This is a genomic window from Algoriphagus sp., from assembly GCF_024305035.1.
Lineage (GTDB): Bacteria > Bacteroidota > Bacteroidia > Cytophagales > Cyclobacteriaceae > Algoriphagus.
In genome coordinates this window covers 88,819-105,519 of the sequence record NZ_JAMWZB010000019.1, presented here as the reverse complement: position 1 = coordinate 105,519, position 16,701 = coordinate 88,819, and the positions used below count along the sequence as shown (strand labels likewise).

Below are 16,701 nucleotides of genomic sequence, written 5' to 3'. Positions count from 1 at the left end.
ACTGGGGTTACACCCGGGAGAGTAGGTCGCCGCCACATTATTAAAAAGCCAACAGCAATGTTGGCTTTTGGTGTTTTAAATCCAAAGACAAAAGCATCATAGAACCAAAAACCAGTCGCTGTCTTCTTGGAAAAAAGATGCTGGGTATTCATTATTTTTTCATGGAAATGGATTCGGTTGGTTCTAGTTTTTTTTAATTACCTGATTTTTATCAGTTTTTCTGCTGGATTTAGTCAGGCCCTATGAAATGGCTTCCTGGTAGTTTTGGATCAAAATTACTGCCATGGAGATCAAAACCTCGTACGCTGCTCAATTCCATCTTCCCGAAGAAATTTTAACTGAATATTACTGTCCTCAGTTAGCGGTTGATTTTTTTCCGAAAGCCAAGGAAAAAGCTTTTTGCAGTACAGAGCGAAATCCATTCTTAATTAGTGTAGATCTTTATAAGGTCCTAGATTGGCTTCATGGGAGTGATTTACCCAAACCTTTGGAAAAAGAGGTTTGTACTATTCCTGTTTTGCTATATGTCCCCGATTTTTCAAGCCAGCACCTGCTTTTCCATTATGATGGGACGCCAGAATCCGCTCATCTGATCAAAAAATTCATTCACCTTTTTGCAAACCTAATCCAACAGAGTAAAGCCACTATTATTTCCCCGAGTTTTATTCCTAAATCCAAGATCAGGGAAGAACAAGAAATTATCCAACTTGTTTCTCAGGCCACTCAGGAGACCAGTTTTATTAAATTTAATTTTACCCGGATTGGAGACTTTTGGTCTTATGCCGTGAAGCACAGTTGTACCCTTTTGGTTACTACTAAAAATTACCAAGCAGATTTGGCAAAAGTGCTTTTTCATTTTTATAAAGGGAGTATGTGGAGTGCTAAGCTTTCCTTCTATCTCTCAGTTTAAATATCCTTTTGTATGACTTTCATCATGTTTTTCATGCGTTTTATACCCTAATTTTAAAAAAAAGGAATCCAATGCCAACTACCACACAAAAATCCGAACTCAAATGTTACCACTGTGGTGAACAGTGTGAGCAGGATAGCCTGGCGATAGGTGAGAAGATTTTTTGCTGTCAAGGATGCAAGCTTGTCTTTGAGGTATTGGCTGAAAATAATCTTTGTACCTATTACGATCTTGAGTCTTTTCCGGGCGAAAGCCAAAAATCCAAAACGTCTAGGGCAAACCGCTTTGATTATTTAGAAGACCAAAGTACGGTAGATCAACTTTTGGATTTTAAGAATGAAAGAGAAAGTCATGTTAGCTTTTATATTCCCCTGATTCATTGTGCATCTTGCATTTGGCTTCTTGAAAATCTTTATCAGGTGCATCAAGGGATAATTTCAAGCCGTGTAGACTTTATCAAAAAGAAAGTCCAAGTCAAGTTTTTAAATGAAGGAATAAGCCTTAAGGAATTGGTGGGGTTGCTCTCCATGCTCGGCTATGAACCTAAAATCAGCTTGGCGGCCATTGACCAGAAGAAAACATCAACGGTAGACCGCCGAACGGTGAAACGGCTGGCTGTGGCAGGCTTCTGTTTTGGAAATATGATGTTATTTAGTATCCCTGAGTATTTTTCTGAAGCCGAATTGATAGCTGAAAATTTCCGAGGACTATTCAATTACTTAAATGTGATTTTGGCTTTGCCAGTGGTTCTTTATTCGGCCAGTGACTATTATTTATCTGCCTGGAATGCCTTTAAACAGCGACAGATTAACATGGATGTACCCATCGTATTGGGAATTATTGCCTTATTTTTTTATTCCCTATGGGAAATATTTGCATTAGGAAATGGCGGATACATGGATAGTCTTGGAGGACTATTGTTTTTTCTTCTTTTGGGAAAAGTTTATCAGCAAAAAACATTTGCCACACTGGAATTTGACCGGGACTATAAATCCTATTTTCCCATCGCGGTGACCAGATTAGTACAGGACAGAGAAGAGGTTATCCCGGTGACCAAGCTAGAGGTGGGAGATTTGATTTTAGTACGAGATGAAGAACTAATTCCCGCCGATTCTCTTTTGATGAGTTCCTCTGCCTCAATTGATTACAGTTTTGTGACCGGTGAGGAAGTCCCCGTTTTAAAAAGGAAGGGTGAGTTGATCTATGCAGGGGGAAAGCAAAAAGGGGAAGCGGTGATCCTGACAGTTCAAAAGTCTCCTTCTCAGGGTTATCTGACAGATCTCTGGAATAATGAGGCATTTGAAAAGGGGAAAGAGAAACTTCTGGAACCTCTTTCTAACCGGATTTCCGGTGTTTTCACTTGGACCGTTTTGATCATAGCTACTGGGGCTTTCGGGTTTTGGGCAAGTTCAGATATGCCTTTGGCGGTAAAGGCATTTACCTCAGTTTTGATTGTAGCTTGCCCCTGTGCCTTAGCGATGTCCACGCCATTCACGTTGGGAAATTCCCTTCGGATTTTTGGCAGGAGCAAATTTTACTTGAAAAATGCCAGTGTGGTGGAGCGAATGGCGCTGATTGATACGGTTGTTTTTGACAAAACCGGGACACTGACCGACCCTAAAAGAGCGAAGGTTGATTATCAGGGTGACCCCTTGTCGGAGGAAACAAAATCGATCTTGAAATCTTTGGTTTCCCGATCCAGCCATCCCTTGAGTCATCGAATCAACTTTTGGTTAGGAGAAATCCCCTCGCTCAACTTGGATGGAGCCGAGGAACAAAAGGGGAAGGGGATTCAGGCGTATTACAAGGGTCAATTAATCAGATTGGGATCTGCAGCCTTCACCGGCTTCTCTTCCAGTCATTCTAAAGAAATAGGCAACTATGTTTACCTGGTGATTGAAGGGTTTGAAATAGGCTATTTCCGAATTCTATCCGGATTGAGGGCAGAGGCTGGTCAGGTAGTGAAATCGCTCGACCCAGCTTATGAACTACATTTACTTTCAGGAGATCATCCTCATGAACAGGCTTCTTTAAAAGAGAAGCTTGGCCCCTCGATTCATTTTAATTTTCTCCAAAGCCCAAGTGATAAACTCGATTATTTGGGAAAATTGAATCAATTCGGTCGACAGACGTTGATGGTCGGAGATGGGTTGAATGACGCCGGAGCGATACAGAAAAGTAGGGTTGGGGTTGCCCTGACTGACACCATTACCCATTTTTCCCCAGCCAGCGATGCGATCTTGGATGCTACTGCTTTTCATCTAATTCCCAATTTTCTGGGATTTGCAAAGCAGAGTCGGAAGATAATCAAATTGAGCTTTGGTCTGAGTTTTTTATACAATGTGGCCGGAGTCTCACTGGCGGTGCAGGGCATATTAAGTCCTGTGATTTGTGCAGTTTTGATGCCTTTGAGCAGTATTTCCGTGGTGGTATTTACCACCTTGGCAACCAATGTGGTGGCGTGGAAACGTGGATTGTTAACCCCAAAAAATAATTGATATGGAAGTCATCTTTCTTTTAATAGCCGTCAGTTTAGTCTTGGCCATTACATTTTTAGTCTTGTTTTTCAAGGCTATGAAAGGTGGACAATTTGACGACGACTACACTCCCTCCATTAGGATTTTATTCGATAATCATAAGAAAACAACTAAAAAAGATCAACCAACAAAACCTAAGTCCTATGAATGATACGATACTGGATAGGTTCCATTATGACAATAAGATTGTCAAATACTTTGGAGCTGCAACGATTATCTGGGGCCTCATCGGGATGCTGGTAGGGGTTTTGGCCGCTACCCAGTTATTTCTTCCCGAGGCCAATTTGGGCAATCCTTACACGACCTTTGGAAGGATAAGGCCCCTTCATACCAATGCGGTTATTTTCGCTTTCGTGGGGAATGCGATTTTTGCCGGGGTATATTATTCCATGCCACGATTGCTCAAAACTCCCATGTGGAATGAGGCCCTGAGTTGGTTTCACTTCTGGGGATGGCAATTAATTATCGTAGCAGCGGCGATTACCTTACCGCTCGGACTTACTACGTCTAAAGAATATGCCGAACTGGAGTGGCCCATTGACATTGCCATCGCGGTAGTTTGGGTAGCTTTTGGTGCCAATATGATTGGTACCCTTATCAAGCGGAGGGAACGCCATATGTATGTCGCTATTTGGTTTTACCTGGCCTCCTTTGTGACAGTTGCGGTGTTGCATATTTTCAACTCTTTTGAGCTACCGGTTAATTTTTGGAAGAGTTATTCAGCGTATGCCGGAGTACAGGATGCCCTGGTACAGTGGTGGTACGGGCACAATGCGGTGGCCTTCTTTCTGACTACGCCATTCTTGGGATTGATGTATTATTTCCTTCCCAAGGCCGCGAATAGACCGGTTTACTCTTACAAGCTTTCAATTGTCCATTTCTGGTCCTTGATCTTCATTTATATGTGGGCAGGACCGCACCATTTGCTTTATACGGCCCTTCCTGAGTGGGCTCAGGTATTGGGAACCGCATTTTCGGTAATGCTGATCGCTCCTTCTTGGGGAGGGATGGTGAATGGATTGTTGACCTTAAGAGGAGCTTGGGACCGGGTGAGGGAAGAACCTGTATTGAAATTTATGGTAGTCGCTATTACCGCTTATGGGATGGCGACTTTTGAAGGGCCGATGCTTTCCTTAAAAAATGTAAATGCCATTGCGCATTATACCGATTGGATTGTAGCTCACGTGCACATTGGAGGGTTGGGATGGAATGGTTTCTTGACCTTTGGGATGTTGTACTGGATGTGGCCAAGGTTATTCAATACGACCATTTATTCTAAAAAACTGGCCAATACACACTTTTGGATCGGAACCTTAGGCATTCTTTTCTACGCTTTGCCCATGTATGTGGCTGCATTTACTCAATTTTTGATGTTGAGAGAATTTGATGAAATGGGAAGATTAGCTTACGGTAATTTTCTTCAGACAGTAGTTGAATTGGTGCCCATGTATATGTTGAGAGCCTTTGGTGGTTTGCTTTACCTATCTGGAGCGGTAATCATGGTTTACAACATGTACAAGACTGCCAAAAAAGGAGTTTTTCAAGCTTATGAAGAAGATCAGGCACCAGCCCTGACCAAAAGCTACAATGCAACCGGGGAATTCTGGCATCGGGCCTGGGAGCGAAAGCCGATATTCTTCACTGTCCTCTCGACCCTTGCTATAGCGATCGGGGGGGCCATTGAGATTATACCCACCATTTTGGTCAAGTCAAATGTACCCACGATTTCTTCAGTGAAACCTTACACTCCTTTAGAATTGGAAGGAAGGGATCTTTACATAGCTAATGGCTGTGTGGGTTGTCATTCTCAAATGATTCGACCTTTCCGATTTGAAACCGAGCGATACGGAGAATATTCCAAAGCGGGTGAATTTGTCTATGACAGACCATTTCTTTGGGGCTCTAAACGTACAGGACCTGATCTCCACCGAATCGGCGGGAAATATCCTGATTCTTGGCATTATTTCCATATGGAAAATCCGGCCTCGATGTCTCCCGGCTCCTTGATGCCGCCTTATCCCTGGATGACGACCAATTTGATGGATTATTCGGATCTCCCAGCAAAAATTCGAACTCTTCAGAAACTCGGTGTACCCTATCCTGAGGGCTACGATCAGCAAGCCATGCAGGATCTCGATCAGCAAGCCAACCAGATTACCGAGAACCTCAAGGAGTCTGGTGTTGAGGTCTTACCCCATGCTGAGATTGTGGCTCTGATTGCTTATTTGCAGCGCCTAGGAACCGATATTAAAACTTCAGCATCCAATTAAACTCCAGAAATCATGTATAAGGAAGTATTAAGATCAATCGAAAATATAGAAATCTACCCGATCATTTCCCTGCTCATTTTTGTGCTGTTTTTCCTCGGTGTATTCATTTGGGTGAAAACAATGCCAAAAGATTTGGTAGATCATTTGAAGTCTTTGCCTATGGAAAAAGACGAGGACCAAACCACAGAAAAGCCATGAAAAAGTTATTGTTCCTCACTGTGATTGTAAGCTCCCTTTCGGCCAATGCCGTATGGGCTCAAAGCGAATCCTCCACCTGGTATACGGATCTTCAGGCGATGGATTCCAGCCAATTGACGCTGTTAATCATTCTGGCAATAGTTCTCGGTGTCATCCTTTTACTCTTGGTTTTGATGGTTTACTTGATGTCATTCATGCAAGCCATTATTCGTAAAGAAAACCCAGAAGCAGCCCAGCAGCCCAGCTGGTGGGAGAAGTTTAAGGAGCGATTCGTCACCGGTAAAATGGATGCAGTCGGAGGACTGGAAGAGCGAAAAAAAATGATGTCCGATCACTCTTACGATGGAATTACCGAGTTGGATAATTTTATGCCGCCCTGGCTACAGTGGGTATTTACATTATCGACCGTTTTCGCAATTCTCTATTTTGTCCATTATTCGGTTCTCGGTACTGGAAAAACAGGAATAGAGGAGTATGAGGAAGAATTACGTATTGAGGCTATCGTGGCCGAGCAAAGACAAGAAAACATGGCCTCTTCAATTGATGAAGAAAATGTAACCTTTGACAGCTCCGAGGAAGCCTTCAGTATCGGTAAATCCATCTTTGAGGTGAATTGTGCTGCCTGTCACGCCAACGACGGGGGAGGAGGCGTTGGTCCCAATTTGACCGATGAATATTGGATTCATGGCGGCTCGATCCAGTCTATTTTCTCAGTAATTAAGTATGGGGTAGTTAGCAAAGGAATGGTTCCTTGGGAAGACCAATTGACGCCCCTGGAGATTCAGCAAGTTTCCAGTTATATCATGAGGTTGAAAGGCACTGCTCCTGCCAACCCAAAAGAACCTCAGGGGGAGCTTTATGCCCCAGAAGAAAACTCCTCTGAACCAGAGGAAGTGACAGAAGGTACCAGTGAAGCGGTTAGTTTGTAATAAATTGATGACATCGGGAATTTATTCCCGATGTCTTAACTCCTAGTCAGCAATGGCAAAAAATAACCCCCATTTAAATCCGGAAACTTTCAGGGATGCCCTGGCCACGGTCAAAGAAGATGGTAAGCGAAACTGGGTTTATCCTAAAAAGGTAAAGGGTTTCTTTTATCGCTACCGAACCTATCTTTCTTGGGTTTTATTGGCCATTTTATTTGTCGGACCATTCATTCAGGTGGATGGTCGACCTTGGCTTCTCTTCAATATTTTTGAGCGAAAGTTTATCCTATTTGGTGCTGTTTTTTGGCCACAGGATACCCATTTGCTGATTTTCTTATTGCTGATCTTCTTTGTGTTTATTATTCTTTTTACCGTTGTTTTTGGCAGAATTTGGTGTGGTTGGGCTTGTCCTCAAACCCTTTTTATGGAACTAGTTTTCCGTAAAATAGAATACCTAATCGAAGGAGATGCCAATCAACAGCGGAAACTCAATGAAGCTCCTTGGACAGCAGGAAAAATTTCAAAAAAGGGAATAAAGCTGAGTGTTTTTGCATTGATTTCTTTGGCTATTGGTCATTTGGTCATGGCTTATTTGATCGGAATAGATCAAGTATTGGAGATTGTTTCCCGACCGCCGGCTGAGAATTTGGCTGGATTTATAGGCCTAATTGCCTTCTCAGGTATTTTCATGTTTGTCTTCACCTGGTTTAGAGAGCAGGCCTGCATTGTTGTCTGTCCTTACGGTCGATTGCAGGGCGTGTTGCTGGATAATAATTCCATCAATGTGATGTACGATTATGTCAGGGGGGAACCTCGTGGACCCATCCGGAAAAATGAAAAGGCAGAGGTTCACAAAGGCGACTGTGTGGATTGTACGCTTTGTGTTCAAGTTTGTCCCACCGGAATCGATATCCGAAATGGCATACAGATGGAATGCGTCAATTGTACCGCTTGTATGGATGCCTGTGATGAAGTCATGGTCAAGGTAGACCGGCCTAAAGGGCTCATCCGATATGCTTCTGAGAGTAGTATTAAAGAAGGTGTTCAGAAATTGATTACCAATCGGGTAAAAGCCTATTCGGTGGTTTTGATCTTGCTCATTGCTGCATTCATTACTTTGATTGCTACACGGGATGTATTTGAGGCTACGATCACACGGTTTCCGGGGATGACCTATCAGTTGCGAGATGATCAAACTGTGTCCAATCTGTACCAAATCACCTTGATCAATAAAACCTTTGAAGCACAAGAGGTGAATTTAGCTTCCCTGCTCGCTGGGTACCGAGTGGAAAAAGTTGGTGATCAGAATTGGGTTTTGGAGCCACAGTCAAAAATGGAGGGGCGATTCTTTTTAGTGAAAGATCAGGCTTCGGTAGATTTACCGCAAGAGGAAGTTCCTTTGTCTCTTACCCATGATGGAAAAGAAGTCGAACAAATCAAAACGAGCTTTATGGCTCCCGTATACAAATAAAATTTAGGGGTATGAATTGGGGAAAAGGAATTGTACTAACCATCATCGGATTTATAGCCATCGTGATGACGATGGTTGTAATTTCTGTACGAATGGATGGGATTGAATTGGTTACCGATAATTATTACGAACAGGAAATCAAATACCAAGATCGAATCGATGAAGAAAGACTGACCTTGGCTTTGGAAAGAACGGTGCTGGTTTTTGACCCGGATACCAAGTCGGTGATTTTGGATTTGCCGGTAGGTTCCAAAGGAAAGCTTAATCTTTTCCGACCTTCAGAAAGAGCCTTGGATCAGGAAATGACTGTGGAAATTGAGGAGCGTGGGAAAAAACAAGTTTCCATTAGACATTTGAAACCAGGCTATTGGCGAATTCAGCTTTCCTGGACCGAACATGGCAAAAATTACTATCAGGAAAAGAAAATTACATTGTGATGATATTTTGGACTGCATTTCTGCTCGGGTTTCTCGGCTCTTTCCATTGCATGGGAATGTGTGGTCCGATCGCTATGGCAGTCGGAAGTACCAAAGCCCATTCCTATCTGCTAAATAAAATTCTTTACAATCTGGGAAGAAGCGCCACCTATGCCATGTTGGGATGGATCATCGGTAGCCTGGGCTTTACGCTTTCCTTGGCAGGTTTTCAGCAGTGGTTCTCCATTTTGATGGGAATTGTCATTTTAGGAGTAGCCATTAGTTATAAAAAATCCGATCAACTTCTCACTCATCCACTTTTCTCGGGAACAGTCAAATGGATTAAAAACAAACTTTCTTTCTTGTTGAAGAAAGGTGGATCCTGGGCCTTTTTCGCTACCGGTTTGGCCAATGGACTTTTGCCTTGCGGAATGGTGTATCTGGCACTGATCGCTGCTTTGGGTTTGCAAAGTCCATGGCTGGGTGCTACCTACATGTTTTTCTTTGGCTTGGGGACTATTCCTTTGCTTTTGGTTTTGATGTATTCGGGAAGTATCATCCCCTTAAAACTTCGGATGAATTTTCAAAAAGCCATCCCCTATGTAGGAGTGCTGATTGGTTTGATTTTCATCTTCAGAGGCTTGGGTTTGGGGATCCCGGGATTGAGTCCGAGTTTGGAAGTTTTTAATTATGGTACGGCCCAATTTGAAATCACGATGTGCCATTGATTGGGTCATCGTGATTTTTCAGGGATTTTGAATGAAACTTTATGTTAAATCGCCTTACTGAACGAAAGCTGTTTTGAGCTTTTTTGAATCAACTTCAGATCAAATTGCATGCAAATTGTTCGGATCAATGCCATTCCCATTTCAGAAACTCGGATTGATTTTCCTGTGAATTCTAAGAGTCCTTCGAATTGCATTTCTTGTAATTTTTCCAAGTTCTCTTGGGGAAGTTGATCTAAAATCTCTTCTGGAATATAGGCTTTACCGGTACAAATCAATTCCAAAATAAGCGCCTTGATTTTAAGGTCTTCTTCACTGAGCCGATGTCCTTTTTGGAGAGGCCAATGTCCCTCTGATAAGTTGTTTTCGTAGCTGGAAATTGATTTTTCGTTTTGGGCGTAAGCCAGATGAATGTCACTGATGCTACTGGCTCCCAATCCAATCAATAGGGTTGAAGGGGATGTGGTATAGCCCATAAAATTCCGGTGAAGTGTGCCTTTTGCCTTGGCTAGGCATAGTGGATCGTCGGGTTGAGCAAAGTGATCCATGCCGATTTCGGCATAACCCATTTGGATTAATTTTTCCTTACCAAACTCATAAAGCGCTCGTTTCTGCTGCTCTGAAGGAAGGAAGCTTTCATAACTCCGTTGTGCAGGAAAAGCGCTCGGCACATGAGCGTAGCTGTAAAAAGCGATCCGATCTGGAGCGAGCTTGGCTACCTGTTCAAAAGTAGCCTCAAGGGTCTGTAAACTCTGATGGGGAAGCCCATAAATCAAATCAAAATTAACCGAAGTGTAGCCTGTTGTTCGTGCATTACGAGTTGCTTCTTCAACTTTTTCCACCGGTTGCAATCGGTGGATCGCTTTTTGGACCCTGGGATCAAAATCCTGAATTCCATAACTTACCCGGTCAAAACCCAACTTGCCCAAAACGCTCAAATGCTCCAGAGTGGTGTTGTTTGGATGTCCTTCGAAGCTAAACTCCTTGTGCTCTAGGATTTCCACATTTTTTAAAATAGCACTCAAAAGGTGGTGAAGGGATTCCGGGCTGAAAAAGGTGGGCGTTCCGCCTCCAAGGTGAATTCCCGCCAATTTTGGTTTTTCACCAAACAAGGCTAGGTACTTTTCCCATTCGCTCAACACTGCTTTCAGATAGGGGGACTCAACTTGATGATTTTTGGTAATTCGTTTGTTGCAGCCGCAATAAGTGCATAAGCTTTCGCAAAAAGGCAAGTGGAGATACAGGGTAATCCCTTCCGATTTTCCATAAAGTTGGAATGATTTTTTCACCAATTCTTCCCAGTTTGCTGCATTTAGGTTGTTTTCCCAAAGTGGAACTGTCGGGTAGCTGGTATATCTCGGGGTAGGTGTATTGTATTTTTGGATGAGCGGAGCGGGGAGATTCATACGGTTGCTTTTGACAAAGTTGACCTGGGAAAGGGTGAAAAAAGCTGACCAAATTAATCCGATCACCTGATAAAAATCAGGATTTTTATCGGGTGAATTTCTGGCTTCACTAGTTGGGTGTCCAGTCTAGGAAATGCAATTAAAGCTGCTTTTTAAGAAGACTCAACCTATCAATCCAACAGGAAGTTGTTGAGGAAACTGCTCTTGAGCATTAACCAAACCAAGAAGAATAAAATCCCCCAAAAAAGATAAACCCGATAGTAATCCGTAGTTTCCTTGTATCGGTTTTCGATGATTTCAGTTTTTTCTAAAGTGTCGATCTGATCAAAAATAGTTTGCAGGGCATTTCCGTCCGAGGCTCGGAAAAATTCACCCTGAGACAAATTTGCGATTTCTCGTAGCGTAGTTTCATCGAGGTAACTTTCCACCATTTGTGGGCGTCCAAAAAAATCTGTCCCGTAAGGGACCATTCCGTCTTTTCCGACCGCGATGGTGTAAATTTTGATATCCAGAGCGGCGGCTAATTCTGCGGCAAAAAGCGGATCTACATTTCCGGCATTACTTTCCCCGTCGCTTAGCAAAATCATCACTTTGGAAGCCGATTCGGCTTCTTTCATGCGGTTGGTTCCCGAGGCAATGGCCGAGCCGATAGCAGTACCCTTAGCCTCCATCATGTCAAAAGAAATTTCACTGATGAGTTCTGTGAGTAACTTGTAGTCATTGGTCAGGGGTGCTAAAGAATAGGCTTCTCCGGCAAAAACGACCATTCCGATCCGATCTCCCAGACGGCCGTTTATAAAATCAATAGCGGTGTTTTTTGCAGCTTCGAGTCGATTGGGTTTAAAATCCTGCAGGTCCATGGATTCTGAAATATCCATCACCAACATAATATCAATTCCTTCGGTATATTGCTCGACGCGTTCATTGCTTCGCTGGGGTCTGGCTAAGGCCAAAATCAATAAGGTTAGTGCCAAAAGAAATACTCCGGTAGGAATCAGCCTGAGGTATGTCCAGGGATTGTTTTGAGCGATTCGTTTGGGTAGCGAAAGCTCCAGTACCGGGTTTTTAAGAAATTTGATAAATTTTCGAAGGATCATCAACAAGGGGACCACCCAGATCAAATTCAAAAGTAGGGGTTTTTCCCACTCGTAGGTGCTGAAGGTCTCCGGCAAAAACCACGACCAGCTAAAAAACTCAGTTAGTTGCTCGATCATGCTTTAATTTGGCTTAATTTTTCCTGATATTTTTTCCTTGCTACTTCAAGAAGGTATTCATTGGCTTCTTGATATTCACCTGTTTTTCCAGCGTAAATAAGAATCTCTACCACACGAAGCGAGCTGAAAACCTTCGTATCATTAAGATTTTGTCCGATTTCACTTGCAGTCCATTCTTTGATTGGCAAGGAAGTAAGTTGCTCGAGGTAGCCTTTCCAAAGACCCAGTAATTCATCACCTGCTTGGGTGGTCTTTTGTTCTTCCAGTTTCTGGGTAGATAGGTTCCACTGCTTTTCAAATCTAGCCCACTGTCGTTTGGTATTTCGCTCGGTCCAAAGCTTTTTGATTCGATCGGCAAACAACCCGTAGAGCAAGCCAAGCAGAAAAACTAAAATCAATGCCCCAATGCCTAACAGAATCCAATTCCAGCGTTTTTCAATGGGCTGGTAGATATTATTTTCCTGAAAAACCAATTGCTCTGGGATACTGTCCAGTGTCAATTTTAACTTCAGTTCGGCTTCCAACGGAAAATGAGCGATGCTATCGTATCGGTTTAATTCATAGACTGGAAGCGTCAGATACGTACTGGGTTCCAAGGAGAAATTGGAAAGAAAATAGACCGTGCTATCCTGGGTAATGCTGTCAGTGGTAGAAGATATGTAGGTTTTTTTTTCCAGCAAAACAAAAGGGTCAAAATCAAAAGTCGAATCCGGAAAGATAAGTTGTTTGTTTTGAGGATAGGTAGCCTTGAGTACAAAGCCGACCCGTTCGCCGAGTTTTGCCGAATCCTGCATAAAATAGCCGTCGATTTGCACCTGTTGCTGAGCAAATAGCGAGGAGAAAGGAAGCAGTATAAAAATGAATAACCAGATTTTACCCACGTTTCATGCTTTTGTTTCGGTACTTGAATAATTCAATAAGAGGAAGAACAATGTCCTGGGTAGTATCAATCGCCAAGTAGTTGATTTGATTTTTTTTGCAGAGTTCTTTTAAGCGATCCCGTTCGGTTGTAAAGGTATCGGCTATTTTTTTGGAAAAGCTACCGAAAGCCGTATTCACCCAAGTTGTTTTTCCTTTTTCTTTATCGTAAACAGGTATGATCCCTAAAGCTGGTAAGGCCGACTCCCGGGGGTCGGTCAGCTGAATCGCCACCAAATCATGTCGCTCGGCCAAGGCCCGGAAGGGTCGTTCGTATCCTTCGTCGATAAAATCTGAAATCACAATAATTATACTTCGCTTCTTAATTAAGTTTAGTGCAAAGGTAAACATGGCATTCAGATCCGTTTTCAAGGAATGATTTTCATGATCAAAAATTCCACGGATCATCTTGATGCCTTGCTTTCCCCCTTTGGCTGGCAGGATGATTTTTTCTTTTTGATCAGAGAAGCTCACCAGTCCCACCTGACTTCCTTCAAATATCGCAGCTAAGGTGAGTACTCCGCTAATGACTTTCCCTTGATCAATTTTCTTGTTTCCAGCTTGTCCAATATCTTGACTTCCAGAAATATCCAGTAGAAAATAAACCGATTGATCTTTGTCCTCTCTGAAGGTTTTGACAAATGTACCGTGGCCCTTGGCAGAAACTTTCCACTCGATGGTCCGTACATCATCACCGTATTGGTAGGGTCTGAGATCGTCAAACTCTAATCCGGATCCCTTGAAAATCGACTGATATTCTCCCTGTAAGTGATTGTTGGCCACTTTCCGGATCATTATTTCATATTTTCGGAGCTTACTGAAGAGCTGATTCATCCTTGGGTGATTTGAACAGCCTAAGTTATGGTTCTGCGAGCAATTATAAAATTTCCCTTACAGGAAGGGTAAGAAGATTATCCGTTAAAAAAACCTAATTTTGTACTGTGAAAAATTATTTAGCTCTTGTCTTAACGATCTTTTACCTGATTTCATGCAGTGAGAAGGAGTCTATTGAGGGTGTGCTTTCCGAGGATAAAATGGTGACCGTTTTAGTAGATATTCACCTGACTGAGGGCATCGCCAGTGCGATGCCGGTTCCCTATGATTCCTCACAGACTCTTTATAAATTGATGGAACGGGATGTTTTTTTAAAACATGAAGTCTCAGATTCGGTTTTCAACGAAAGCATGAGATATTACCTTCAATACCCTGACCAAATGGATCGAATTTATGCCCGTGTGATTGATTCTTTGGTCGTTCGTGAGACCAAGCCAACCAGCGAAGAAAAACGTTAATGTTATATCCCGATAATCTCGAACAGAAAATAAATTTTCAGAAGATCAAAGATCTGCTCAAGGAAGAATGTACTTCTGCTTTGGGAATGGATTACGTTGACAAAGTTTCGTTTTCTTCAGATCCCAGGCTCGTTCAGAAACTGCTCGATCAAACCGATGAATTTCTCCAAATACTGATTTCAGGCGAGCACTTTCCCAGTTCTAATTTTACAAACCTGAATCCATTTTTAGAAAAAGCAAAACTGGAAGGGGCCTTTTTGGATCAGGAAGAATTTCATGAGATCAAACTTTCTTTGCAAACCCTTCAGGGATGCTTGCGGTTTTTTGCCAAAAATGGGGAATCTTATCCAGCCCTAAGCCAGTTGCTGGGACTGGTGATTGATTTGGATATGGGATTGCTCAAGGCGATCGAATTGATAATTGATGAGAAAGGAAAGATACGCAGCACTGCCAGTAAGGAGCTTCAACTGATCAGAAATCAGATATTATATGAAGAAGGCAGACTCCGCAAAGTGATGGATCGGGTTTTCAAAGAGGCTCGGGCCAAAGGTTTGACCCCGGAGGATGCGGCGATAACAATCCGATCGGGGAGATTGGTCATCCCGGTGGCTGCCGAAAATAAGCGGAAATTGCGGGGATTTATCCATGATGAGTCTGCCACCGGACAAACCGTTTACATGGAACCAGAAGAAGCCTTGGACATCAATAATGAAATCCGAGATTTGGAATACATGGAGCGCAGGGAAATCATCAAAATTCTCATCCAGCTCACAGATCGACTTCGGCCTTCCATTCCATTGCTTCGAAAAGCGACCAATTTTCTTGGATTGATCGATTTCATCCGTGCTAAGGCAAAATTTGCTCAAAAAACAGGAAGTGTTAAACCTGTCTTGGTCCGAGAGCGAGTGATATCCTGGACACAAGCAAGGCATCCACTTTTGGAGTTGGCGCTGAAGGCTCAAGGGAAAAAAGTGGTCCCTTTATCCATTGAGTTAGGTGGTCAGCATCGTCTTTTGGTGATTTCCGGCCCCAATGCCGGCGGAAAATCAGTGACGCTGAAAACTGTAGCTCTACTGCAGTATATGCTCCAAAGTGGGCTTTTGATTCCTGTTCATCCAGACTCCAAAAGTTCTCTTTTTGATCATTTCTTTATCGATATCGGGGATGAACAAAATTTGGAGAACGATCTGAGTACCTATTCATCTCATTTGATGAGTATGAAATACTTTACCCAGTTTGCCAATAAAAAAACCCTGCTTTTTATTGATGAATTTGGGACCGGAACCGAGCCACAGTTTGGAGGTGCAATTGCCGAATCGATCTTGCTTTCTTTGAATAAAGCCGGAGCTTTTGGAGTAGTTACCACTCACTATGGTAATCTCAAGCAGGTGGCCAGTAAAAATCAAGGCTTGGTCAATGGGGCGATGCGTTATGATGTTGAAAAGCTTGAACCACTTTATCAGTTGGAAATCGGCAAGCCAGGCTCCTCTTTTGCTTTGGAAATTGCCTCAAAAATCGGAGTTGCGCGAGAAATTTTAGATTATGCCAAAGCTCAAATCGGAGAGGATCGGGTTCGTTACGATCGCTTGTTAACTAAGCTCGAAAACGAAAAAAACCAATATGCTGAGTTACTGCAAGAGGTTAAACAAAAAGAAAAACTCCTCAAAACCCGTCTGACAGAGTATAATGAGTTGAAGGAAACGATTGATCAAACCAAAAAACGCTACATCCAAGAAGCCAAATTGGAGGCAAAACGGATTTTGGATGAGACCAATAAAAAAATCGAAAAGACGATACGGGAAATTAGGGAGGGCAAAGCCGAGAAAGAAAAAACGCTTCAGTTGAGAAAGGAACTGGAAACTTTTAAACAGGAGATAAAGCCCGAAAAAACGACTCTAAAGGACCCTGAAGTTAAGGTTCTGGGAGGGAAAATTGAGGTTGGCGACTGGGTACGATTAAAGGATAATGGAGCGATTGCCCAGGTTTTGCAGCTGAAAGCCAAAGAAGCAGATATTTCCATCGGTGAATTAAAATCCACAGTGAAGTTGACACGTTTGGAAAAGATTTCCAATACTCAAATAAAAAGGGAGCAAAAATCAGCAAATAGTCGTACAGGATTTAGTACTACGCAAAAGATGATGGACTTTTCTCCCAATCTTGATTTAAGAGGGAAAAGAGGAGAGGAGATTTTGCCTTTAGTTCAGAATTTTATCGATGATGGGAATATGCTTGGTGTCAAGGATCTTCGGATTGTCCATGGAAAAGGAGATGGGATTTTAAGGGAGATCACTCGAAATCTGCTGCGGACTATGGCTCCGGTGAGAAAAATGGAGGATGAGCATGCCGACCGGGGTGGTGCGGGCGTAACTTTGGTGACCCTTAAATAAAAAAAGGGAAGCCGCTGACTTCCCATTCTAT

15 protein-coding genes are annotated in these 16,701 nt (G+C 42.8%); 11 read left to right on the top strand and 4 right to left on the bottom strand.

The genetic code is table 11. From position 1 onward, the window contains the following. Positions 1-283 precede the first annotated feature (283 nt). The 9 genes from Q0L00_RS12365 (at position 284) to Q0L00_RS12325 (ending at position 9,456) form a co-directional block, all read left to right on the top strand. Positions 284-910, top strand: coding sequence for a hypothetical protein (locus Q0L00_RS12365; protein WP_297337192.1), 627 nt, complete (start codon positions 284-286; stop codon positions 908-910). A 71-nt stretch (positions 911-981) separates the two neighbouring features. Further along, positions 982-3,408, top strand: coding sequence for a heavy metal translocating P-type ATPase metal-binding domain-containing protein (locus Q0L00_RS12360; RefSeq protein WP_297337191.1), 2,427 nt, complete (start codon positions 982-984; stop codon positions 3,406-3,408). Position 3,409: 1 nt separating this feature from the next. Next, positions 3,410-3,598, top strand: a complete 189-nt coding sequence (gene ccoS, locus Q0L00_RS12355) for a cbb3-type cytochrome oxidase assembly protein CcoS (RefSeq protein WP_297337190.1) — start codon at positions 3,410-3,412, stop codon at positions 3,596-3,598. Further along, on the top strand, positions 3,591-5,717 hold the full coding sequence (ccoN, locus tag Q0L00_RS12350) for a cytochrome-c oxidase, cbb3-type subunit I (protein WP_297337189.1): 2,127 nt from the start codon (positions 3,591-3,593) through the stop codon (positions 5,715-5,717). The genes ccoS and ccoN overlap by 8 nt, the downstream gene beginning before the upstream one ends. 12 nt (positions 5,718-5,729) lie before the next feature. Continuing rightward, the gene (locus tag Q0L00_RS12345) at positions 5,730-5,915 is read left to right on the top strand and encodes a cbb3-type cytochrome c oxidase subunit 3 (RefSeq protein ID WP_297337188.1); all 186 of its coding nucleotides are present in this window, start codon (positions 5,730-5,732) and stop codon (positions 5,913-5,915) included. Then, a complete protein-coding gene (locus Q0L00_RS12340) occupies positions 5,912-6,844 on the top strand; it encodes a cbb3-type cytochrome c oxidase N-terminal domain-containing protein (protein ID WP_297337187.1) in 933 nt (310 codons plus the stop codon). Before Q0L00_RS12345 ends, Q0L00_RS12340 begins: the two co-directional genes overlap by 4 nt. A gap of 52 nt (positions 6,845-6,896) precedes the next feature. Next, the gene (gene ccoG / locus Q0L00_RS12335) at positions 6,897-8,312 is read left to right on the top strand and encodes a cytochrome c oxidase accessory protein CcoG (RefSeq protein WP_297337186.1); all 1,416 of its coding nucleotides are present in this window, start codon (positions 6,897-6,899) and stop codon (positions 8,310-8,312) included. A gap of 11 nt (positions 8,313-8,323) precedes the next feature. Continuing rightward, positions 8,324-8,749 (top strand): FixH family protein, encoded by a 426-nt coding sequence (locus Q0L00_RS12330; RefSeq protein WP_297337185.1) that lies wholly within the window; start codon positions 8,324-8,326, stop codon positions 8,747-8,749. Then, positions 8,749-9,456, top strand: a complete 708-nt coding sequence (locus tag Q0L00_RS12325; protein ID WP_363318544.1) for a sulfite exporter TauE/SafE family protein — start codon at positions 8,749-8,751, stop codon at positions 9,454-9,456. The genes Q0L00_RS12330 and Q0L00_RS12325 overlap by 1 nt, the downstream gene beginning before the upstream one ends. 44 nt (positions 9,457-9,500) lie before the next feature. Here Q0L00_RS12325 and hemN read toward each other — a convergent pair whose 3' ends face one another. The 4 genes from hemN to Q0L00_RS12305 all read right to left on the bottom strand — a co-directional run bounded on the left by hemN (position 9,501) and on the right by Q0L00_RS12305 (position 13,825). Next, positions 9,501-10,859: an oxygen-independent coproporphyrinogen III oxidase gene (hemN, locus tag Q0L00_RS12320; protein WP_297337184.1), complete on the bottom strand. Its 1,359-nt coding sequence runs from the start codon at positions 10,857-10,859 to the stop codon at positions 9,501-9,503. Positions 10,860-11,029: 170 nt separating this feature from the next. After that, positions 11,030-12,073 (bottom strand): VWA domain-containing protein, encoded by a 1,044-nt coding sequence (locus tag Q0L00_RS12315; protein WP_297337183.1) that lies wholly within the window; start codon positions 12,071-12,073, stop codon positions 11,030-11,032. Next, the gene (locus tag Q0L00_RS12310) at positions 12,070-12,954 is read right to left on the bottom strand and encodes a hypothetical protein (RefSeq protein WP_297337182.1); all 885 of its coding nucleotides are present in this window, start codon (positions 12,952-12,954) and stop codon (positions 12,070-12,072) included. Before Q0L00_RS12310 ends, Q0L00_RS12315 begins: the two co-directional genes overlap by 4 nt. After that, positions 12,947-13,825, bottom strand: a complete 879-nt coding sequence (locus tag Q0L00_RS12305; RefSeq protein ID WP_297337181.1) for a DUF58 domain-containing protein — start codon at positions 13,823-13,825, stop codon at positions 12,947-12,949. Before Q0L00_RS12305 ends, Q0L00_RS12310 begins: the two co-directional genes overlap by 8 nt. Before the next feature lie 107 nt (positions 13,826-13,932). Here Q0L00_RS12305 and Q0L00_RS12300 point away from each other — a divergent pair, with 107 nt between their 5' ends. Both Q0L00_RS12300 and Q0L00_RS12295 read left to right on the top strand, forming a co-directional pair. Then, a complete protein-coding gene (locus tag Q0L00_RS12300) occupies positions 13,933-14,283 on the top strand; it encodes a DUF4296 domain-containing protein (protein WP_297337180.1) in 351 nt (116 codons plus the stop codon). Then, positions 14,283-16,670: a Smr/MutS family protein gene (locus Q0L00_RS12295; protein ID WP_297337179.1), complete on the top strand. Its 2,388-nt coding sequence runs from the start codon at positions 14,283-14,285 to the stop codon at positions 16,668-16,670. Before Q0L00_RS12300 ends, Q0L00_RS12295 begins: the two co-directional genes overlap by 1 nt. Positions 16,671-16,701 lie beyond the last annotated feature (31 nt).